Annotated in this window: 1 protein-coding gene; it reads left to right on the top strand. The window is 39.1% G+C overall.

What is annotated here, in order from left to right:
* Positions 1-320, top strand: a 320-nt coding sequence (locus HA044_RS09345) for a transposase (protein ID WP_187540918.1), incomplete at both ends; no start/stop codon positions are given.

The raw sequence follows: 320 nt of genomic DNA, 5'->3' as shown, positions 1-320 counted from the left end.
CCAAATGCTAAGATTGTTCTGGATCGCTTTCACATTGTCCAGCATCTCAGCCGAGCTATGAACCGCGTACGCATCCAAATTATGAATCAGTTTGATCGGAAATCACACGAATATAAAGCACTAAAACGTTACTGGAAACTCATTCAACAAGATAGCTATACACTTAGCAGGAAACGATTTTATCGTCCGACATTTCGGGCGCATTTGACCAATAAAGAGATTCTCGAAAAACTTCTCTCTTACTCTCAAGATCTTAGAGATCACTATGAACTCTATCAACTCTTACTGTTTCATTTTCAAGAGAAGCACGCTGACTATTT

Source organism: Streptococcus sp. IMAU 99161, assembly GCF_014435245.1.
In the GTDB taxonomy this organism is placed as follows: domain Bacteria; phylum Bacillota; class Bacilli; order Lactobacillales; family Streptococcaceae; genus Streptococcus; species Streptococcus lactarius.
The sequence above is the reverse complement of the archived record's forward strand: the minus strand, read 5'-3'. Positions and strand labels throughout refer to the sequence as shown.